Genomic DNA, 7,486 nt, shown 5'->3' with positions numbered 1-7,486 from the left:
GGTGATGATCTCCGCGGGCGGGCCGAACTCGGTGACCTGGCCGTCGTTGAGCGCCAGGATCCAGTCGGCGTAGCGGGCGGCGAAGTTGATGTCGTGCAGCACGATCACCACGGTGCGGCCCAGCTCGTCCGCGGCCCGCCGCAGCTGCTTCATCATCTGCACGGAGTGCTGCATGTCCAGGTTGTTCAGCGGCTCGTCCAGCAGCACGTAGTCGGTGTTCTGGGCCAGCACCATGGCCACGTAGGCGCGCTGGCGCTGGCCACCGGAGAGCTGGTCGAGGTAGCGGTTCTCCAGCGGTCCGAGGTTCAGGAAGTCGATGGCCTCGGAGATGTGGTGCTCGTCCTCCTGCGTCAGCCGCCCCTTGGAGTACGGGAACCGTCCGAAGCCCACGAGCTGGCGCACGGTCAGCCGGGTGATGAAGTGGTTCTCCTGGCGGAGGATGGACAGGATCCTGGCCACGGCCTTGGACGGGGTGTTGATGATGTCCTGGCCGGCCACCTCGATCCGCCCCTCGTCCACCTGCAGCAGCCGGCCGATCATGGTGAGGATGGTGGACTTGCCGGCCCCGTTGGGACCCACGAGGGCCGTGATGCCCCCCGCCGGGAGCTCGACCGAGATCGGCCCGATCGTGGCCTCCTCGCCGTAGTGCTTCGTGACGCCTTCGAGGGTGATCACAACCGGCCCTTCCTGAGGATGACGATGAGGAACACGAGTCCCCCGACGAGTTCGATGATGATGGTCACGGCACCGGCCGCGTAGAAGATGTTCCGCAGCACGAAGTAGGCCCCGGAGAGCACGGTGTAGCCGATGAGGAAGGACACGGGCAGGACCAGCCGGTGGTCGTAGGTGTCCGTGAACTGGTAGGCCAGCGTGGCCACGAGGAACCCCAGGAAGGTCATGGGGCCCACCAGCGAGGTGGTCATGGCCATGAGGATCGAGACCAGCGTCAGCACGATCATCGTCTCGCGCCGGTGGTTCAGGCCCAGGTTGTTCGTGGCGTCCCTGCCCAGCGCCAGGACGTTCAGCCGGTGCGCCCGGCTCCAGAGCAGCCCGGCGCACACCAGCACGATCGGGATCGCATAGGGCAGGTACTCGCCCTGGGCGTTGGAGATGTTGCCGAACAACCGGGCGGTCAGCACGTCGAACTCGTTGGGGTCCAGCACGCGCTGCATGAAGGTGGACAGGGCGCCCATGCCGCCGCCGAGGACCACGCCGACCAGGAGCATGATGTGCATGTTCCCGAAGCGCCCGGACAGCAGCCAGCTGTAGAGCAGCACCGCGAAGGCCACCATCAGTCCGGCCTGCAGGAAGAACTGCCCCACGCCGACCACCATGGTCACGCCGGCCACGCCGAAGAAGAACACGGCGGCCGTCTGCACCAGGACGAACAGCGACTCGAAGCCCATGATCGACGGGGTGATGATGCGGTTGTTGGTGGCCGTCTGGAAACTCACGGTGGCGAACGCCTGGCACGCGGCCACCACGAGCATCACCACGATGCTCTCCACCCGCATCTGCGCGATCAGCCAGAAGCCCCGGGAGCCGAACTCCATCGGGTTGTCATAGGCCAGGTTGCCGAGCGTGAACAGGGCGGCGGCCACCACGAGCCCGCCCACCAGGGCGAGGTAGCGCACCTTCGCCCTCCGGGAGCCGAAGGGCCCGGAGTGCCGCGGGGACGGGGTGGTCCGGGCGGGGCCACCCGGCGGGGTGGTCCGACCCGGCGGTGTCTTCCGGCCCGGCGGGGTGGTCCGGGCGGGCCCGACGGCGGCCGGCCGGCCCGTGCCCATCCCACCGGCGCGCGCGACCGGGTCGGCGACCGGACCGGCCGCGGTGAGTTCCGGCGTCGTGCCCCGGCGCGGGTACCCGGTGAACGGGGCGGGGGTGACCGCGGGGATGCTGAGCTCAGACATGCTTGCGCCTCCTGACGAGCAGGCCGATGAAGACGACGGCGCCGACCACGCCGAGGATGAGGGAGACCGGGACCTCGAAGGGCATGATGACGGTCCGGCCGATGATGTCGCAGACGGTGACCACCCAGATGCCCACGAGGCAGACCCAGGGCAGGTTGGTGCGCAGGTTGTCCCCCCGGAACAGGGAGACCACGTTGGGCACGATCAGGCCCAGGAAGGGCAGGGCCCCGATCACCACCGTGACCACTCCGGTGACGATCGCGATCATCGAGACGCCGGTCAGCAGCACCGCGGTGTAGTTGAGCCCGACGTTGGTGGCGACGTCCCGGCCGAGGCCGGCGACCGTGAACCGGTCGGCGAGGACGAAGACGAGCACGGCCACGGCCAGCACGATGAACAGCAGCTCGTACCGGCCCCGCACCACGCCGGTGAAGCTGCCGGCGAACCAGATGCCCAGTTGCTGGAGCATCTCGGTCTGCAGCGCCACGTAGGTGGACAGGGCGCCCACGACGGCGCCCAGCATGATGCCGATGATCGGCACGATCAGCGAGGACTTCAGCGTCACCCGCTGCAGGAAGAGGAAGAAGACCACCGTGCCGACGAACGAGAACAGGATGGCGCCGACCATCCGGTCCATGATGGTCGCGTTGGGGATCACGATCATCGTCAGCAGCAGCCCCAGCCCGGCCCACTCGGTGGTGCCGGTGGTGGTGGGCTCCACGAAACGGTTCTGGGTCATGAGCTGCATGACGAGCCCGGACATGGCCATCGCGGCGCCGGCCAGGACCAGGGCGATGGTCCGGGGCACGCGCGTGATGAAGAACATCTCCCACCCCCCGTCCGCGGTGGTGATGTCGTAGACCCCCACGAACAGGGAGACCAGGACCAGCCCCAGCGTCAGGACGATGCCGGCCAGCAGGGGCCAGGCGGTACGCCAGCGGCCGTCCAGAGGACGGGCGCCCTCCTCGGGCAGCCCCTCGGTCCCCCCGGGGTTGGCGGTCTGGTAGCCCGCCCCCAGGGGCGCCGGTTGCGCCTCGGGATCCGGATGCTCGTAGGCAGTGGTCACGGTTCGTCCTGTCCACGGGGCCCGGTGCAGACCGGGGTCCCCAGATCGTGGCACAGCCCGGATGCGTCGATCCGGCAGGGTGAACCCTGCCGGCCGCATCCGGGCCGTGCTGCGGGTGAGGTCCCACCACAGGGCGCCCCTCGCGATCACCGCGGGGCGCTCGGGCCGGTGGGACCGGTCACCACGCGATGGTTACTTGCCCTCGAAGGCGTCCGCGAGGTCGGTGAGGAAGGTGGTGTAGTTCTGGATGTCCTCGACCACGTAGAAGTTCTCGGGCATGTAGACGATGTTGCCCTCCTTGACGGCGGTCACGTCCTTGAGCGCCTCGGAGCCCTCGATCAGCTCGGCGGCCGGGGTGAACTCCTCGCCGTTGCGACCGGCGGTGGCGGCGTCGCGGTCCATGACGATCAGCCAGTCCGGGTTGGCCTCGGCAATGGCCTCGACCGAGATGTCGTCACCCTGGTGGTTGGTGGAGCCCTCGCGGTCCAGGGCGGGCTTGAGGTCGAGCATGTCGAACACCGGGCCGATGGCGCGGCCGGTGGAGGGGGCGGCGTAGGACAGGTCGCCGCCGGAGGCGATCAGCCCCACGACGGTCTCCTCGGCGGGGTAGGCCTCCTTGGCGCGCTCGATGGAGGCGTCGAAGTCGGAGATGAGGGTCTCGGCCTCGGCCTGCTGGCCGAAGACGTCGCCGAGCAGGGTGGTCAGGCGGCGCAGCTCCTCGTCGAGCGGCTTGCCCTCCGTGACGTTGGTGTCCACCAGGGCGGCGTCCTCGGGGATCAGCCCGGCGATGTCACCCTTGAGGTCGCTGAAGCGCTGGCCGTTCAGGACGAGGTCGGGCTGGGCCTCGACGAAGCCCTCCATGTTGGGCTCGCGGTGGCTGCCCAGGTCGATGACGCCCTCGGTGGTGGGGTAGGAGACGATCTCCTTGTCCATCAGCGGCAGGGGGCCGGCGGCGAGCTCGACGCCCCAGTCGTCCAGCGTGCGGAAGATCCGGTTGTCCGTGGCCACGATGCTCTCGGCGGGCATCTGGACCGTCACCGTGTCACCGGCCATGTCGGTGACCTCCTGCGGACCGGCCTCGGCCGAGGTCGACGAGGACGCCGAGGCAGAGGCAGCGGCCGGGGCGGAGGACTCGGTGGAGCCGGACGTGGCGCCTCCACAGGCGGTCAGCGCGAACGCCGCGGTCGAGACGAGGGCAACCAACCCGAGGCGGCGGTTCTTGATCTTCATGCGTAGGTTCTCCTAGGGAAGTCCGACGGCCTCACTGCCGCTCGGATCCTGCTTTGGTAAGGCTTACCTTAGACGAATAGATCACTCGGACAGGCCGTTATTCACAAATGTGTCGCGGATCATAGGCGCGCTGACGTGCCCGGCGGTTCGCAGCCCGCCTCAGCACCCCGTCCCGGCCGGCCACTCCCCCACGTCCACGGGCAGCGCCCCGGGGGCCTCGGCCGTGCCGGTGAGCACGTCCACGAGTGCCTCGAAGGCCCCGGGAGTGCGGCCGTAGAGGGCGATCAGCGCCCCCTCGTCCGGTACGGCGGAGGATGCCAGACCGAAGGGCGCGTCCAAGGCGACCACCACGTCCCCCCGCCCCGCGCCGCGGGCCGTGCCCACCAGGTTCACCACGGGCCCCGAGCCCACCGTCAGCCCCGCGGCCCGGGCGGCCTCCGTCAGGCGCGCGCGGTCCCTGGCGTCTCCCCCGGTGACCTGCAGCGAGTCCCCGAGGAGAGCCTCGCCGCACGTGCCCTCGACCACCGTGACCGCCGCGGCGGAGACCGCCCGGGAGGCCTGGGCCGCCTCTGCCCTGGCCTCGTCGTCCCCGGTCCCGTCGTCCCCGGTCCCGTCGTTCCCGGTCCCGTCCGCCTCGGTCCCGTACGGTGACCCCACCGCGGAGAGCTCCTCGGGCGTGGCCGCCTCGAGCTCCTGGCCCAATCGGTCCCGCCACATCAGCATCGTCACCACGCGCCGTGCCGCCTCCTCGAGCCGGTCCCGGGGCACCTCGCCGGACTCCACCGCCTCGATGATCGCGTCCCGGGCCCCCGGCACCGAGGAGGGCATCAGCAGCAGGTCGGCCCCGGCCGCGAGCGCCCGCACGGGCGCCTCGTTCGCGCCGTACCGTTCCACGAGCGCGCCCATGTTGAGTGCGTCGGTGACCACGACGCCGTCGTAGCCCTCCTCCGAGCGGGCCCCGGTGCCGTCCGGGCTCGCCCCGAGCCCGCGGAGCGCCTCGTAGGCGGGTGCGGACACCGACGACGGCACGTCCGGTTCCAGCTCCGGGACGATGACGTGCCCCATCATGACCATCGGCGTGTACTGCCCGCCGGAGACCAGCTCGCGGAAGGGCAGCCAGTCGCGCTGGTCCAGGTCCGCCACGGCGGCGTCCTGGACCGGGGCGGTCACGTGCGAGTCGTCCGTGACGGAGCCATGGCCCGGGAAGTGCTTCGGCGCCGGCAGCATTCCGGCGCCCAGCAGGCCGGCGCTGGCGGCGGCGCCGAGGTCGGCGACCACCTGCGGGTCGCCGGAGAAGGACCGGGCGCCGATGGCGGGGTCCTCGGCCCCGATGGTCACGTCCACGCTGGGCGCGAAGTCCACGGTGAATCCCAGCTCCGCCAGGTCCCGGGCCATCAGGGCGTGGCCGTCCCGGGCGAGCCGGGTGGCGTCCGCCTGCCCGGCGGCCGCGGCACCGTAGCTCATGGGGGTGGGCCACTCGACCAGGGGCTCCTGGACGCGCGCCACCAGTCCGCCCTCCTGGTCCACGCTGATGATGCCGCCGTGTTCCCGCCCCTCGCTCAGGGCCTCCCGGGTGTCGTCCAGCCGTCCGGCGAGCGCCGTCACGTCGTGGGTGCCGTCGGCGGCCACCGGCACGGCGTCGCCCATGACGATCACCCCGCCGAGGTGCAGGTCCTTCAGGGAGGCCGGGTCCGTCCCCGCCGCGCCCAGCTGGCCGACCAGGACCTGTCCGGCCTGGTCCTCCACGCTCATGCCGGCGACCGCCTCAACAGCCGCCTCCTCGAGGTCCGGACCGGGACCGCCCAGGGCCACCTGCAGCGCGCTCTGCTCCGGCTCGGCCGTCGCCGCGTCCTCCGGTGGCGTCGTCCCGGTCCCGTCCGGTCCGGGCTCGTCCGGTCCACCCCCCGGCGGGGTGGTGCACGCCGTGACGGCGAGCAGGACGACGCCGGCCACGGCCAGGGCGCGCGGGCCCCGGATCCGTGCGGGCGGTCGTGGGGCGGTCGGGGACTGCGGTGCGGTGATCACCCCTCCATGCTAGGGATCCCGGGCCGGGGACCGGTGATGACCGGAACCCCTGCGCACGCCCCTAGGATGACTACTGCCCGCCGTCAGCACCTGACAGGAACCACCATGCACCTGCCCTTCGCACGCTCAGCGCAGTCGACCCTCGGCGTGGAGTGGGAGCTCGCGCTCGTCGACGCCCACGACGGCACCCTGCGGCCGGTCGCCGAGGAGGTGCTGGCCGGCGTCGCGGACCAGGCGGGACTGCACCTGGGCCAGGAGCACCCGCACATCAAGCCGGAGCTGCTGCTGAACACCGTGGAGCTGGTCACGGACGTGTGCACCACGGTGAACGAGGCCGTCGGCCAGTTGCGCCAGTACGCGCGGAAGCTGCGCGAGGTGACGGGACCGATGGGCGTGGAGCTGTACTGCCAGGGCTCCCACCCGTTCGCCCAGCCCACGGACGAACCCGTGACCCCGGCGGACCGCTACGGCAAGCTGATCGACCGCACCCAGTGGTGGGGCCGGCAGATGCTGATCTACGGGGTGCACGTGCACGTGGGCCTGGACGACGTGACCAAGGCGATGCCCGTGGTGGACGGCCTGGTCAACTACGTGCCGCACTTCCTGGCGCTGTCCGCCTCGAGCCCGTTCTGGGCCGGCGTGGACACCGGCTACCAGTCCCAGCGCACCCTGATGTTCCAGCAGCTGCCCACCGCGGGCCTGCCGTTCCAGTTCGCGGACTGGGCCGGGTTCGAGCGGTGCGTGGCGGACCTGACGCACACCGGCGTGATCGACGACGTCACCGAGTGCCGCTGGGACGTGCGCGCCGTGCCCCGGCTGGGCACGGTCGAGATGCGGGTCTGTGACGGCGTGGCCACGCTCGAGGAGATCGCCCCGATCGCCGCCCTGACGCAGTGCCTGGTGCAGGACTTCTCGGACACCCTCGATGCCGGGGGCACCATCCCCACCATGCCCCCGTGGCACGTGCAGGAGAACAAGTGGCGCGCCGCCCGCTACGGGCTGGACGCCATCATCATCCTCAACGCCGCCGGGGACGAGATGCTCGTGACCGACCACCTGCGCGCGGAGCTGGTTCGCCTGGCCCCGGTGGCCGAGCGGCTGGGGTGCGCCGCGGAGCTGGCCTCCGTGGAACACCTCCTGCGCGACGGCGGCACCCCGGCCCGCCAGCGCCGGATCGCGGCCCACGCGGCGCACGCCATGACGGTGGAGCAGATGGAGTCCGCCGGCCTGCCCGCGTCCACCCCGCTGGCCGGGC

At 71.3% G+C, this 7,486-nt stretch carries 6 protein-coding genes; 1 reads left to right on the top strand and 5 read right to left on the bottom strand.

All coding sequences use genetic code 11. The features are described from left to right. From PLJ28_RS14175 to PLJ28_RS14155, 5 genes are all read right to left on the bottom strand, one after another. Positions 1–675: iron ABC transporter ATP-binding protein (locus PLJ28_RS14175; RefSeq protein WP_324590274.1), on the bottom strand; the 675-nt coding region annotated here is incomplete at its 3' end. Beyond that, positions 672–1,910, bottom strand: a complete 1,239-nt coding sequence (locus tag PLJ28_RS14170; RefSeq protein ID WP_183527362.1) for an iron chelate uptake ABC transporter family permease subunit — start codon at positions 1,908–1,910, stop codon at positions 672–674. The genes PLJ28_RS14175 and PLJ28_RS14170, both read right to left, overlap by 4 nt. Continuing rightward, positions 1,903–2,976 carry an ABC transporter permease gene (locus tag PLJ28_RS14165; RefSeq protein WP_370577141.1) on the bottom strand — a complete coding sequence of 358 codons (1,074 nt, stop codon included), beginning with the start codon at positions 2,974–2,976 and terminating at the stop codon, positions 1,903–1,905. The genes PLJ28_RS14170 and PLJ28_RS14165 overlap by 8 nt, the downstream gene beginning before the upstream one ends. 192 nt (positions 2,977–3,168) lie before the next feature. Continuing rightward, the gene (locus PLJ28_RS14160; protein WP_183527364.1) at positions 3,169–4,206 is read right to left on the bottom strand and encodes a siderophore ABC transporter substrate-binding protein; all 1,038 of its coding nucleotides are present in this window, start codon (positions 4,204–4,206) and stop codon (positions 3,169–3,171) included. 159 nt (positions 4,207–4,365) lie between these two features. Further along, positions 4,366–6,231, bottom strand: coding sequence for a glycoside hydrolase family 3 N-terminal domain-containing protein (locus PLJ28_RS14155; protein ID WP_324590273.1), 1,866 nt, complete (start codon positions 6,229–6,231; stop codon positions 4,366–4,368). Between the two features lie 105 nt (positions 6,232–6,336). On the opposite strand from PLJ28_RS14155, the gene PLJ28_RS14150 reads away from it, so the two are divergent. After that, a partial coding sequence (locus PLJ28_RS14150; protein WP_324590272.1) for a glutamate--cysteine ligase occupies positions 6,337–7,486 on the top strand: 1,150 nt, incomplete at its 3' end.

The sequence above is a fragment of the Citricoccus sp. genome (assembly GCF_035445025.1).
GTDB lineage: Bacteria > Actinomycetota > Actinomycetes > Actinomycetales > Micrococcaceae > Citricoccus.
The sequence above is the reverse complement of the archived record's forward strand: the minus strand, read 5'-3'. Positions and strand labels throughout refer to the sequence as shown.

Coding starts and splice junctions, on each gene's coding strand:
- PLJ28_RS14170 (WP_183527362.1), bottom strand. CDS start 1,910: ATGTCTGAGCTCAGCATCCCCGCGGTCACCCCCGCCCCGTTCACCGGG.
- PLJ28_RS14160 (WP_183527364.1), bottom strand. CDS start 4,206: ATGAAGATCAAGAACCGCCGCCTCGGGTTGGTTGCCCTCGTCTCGACC.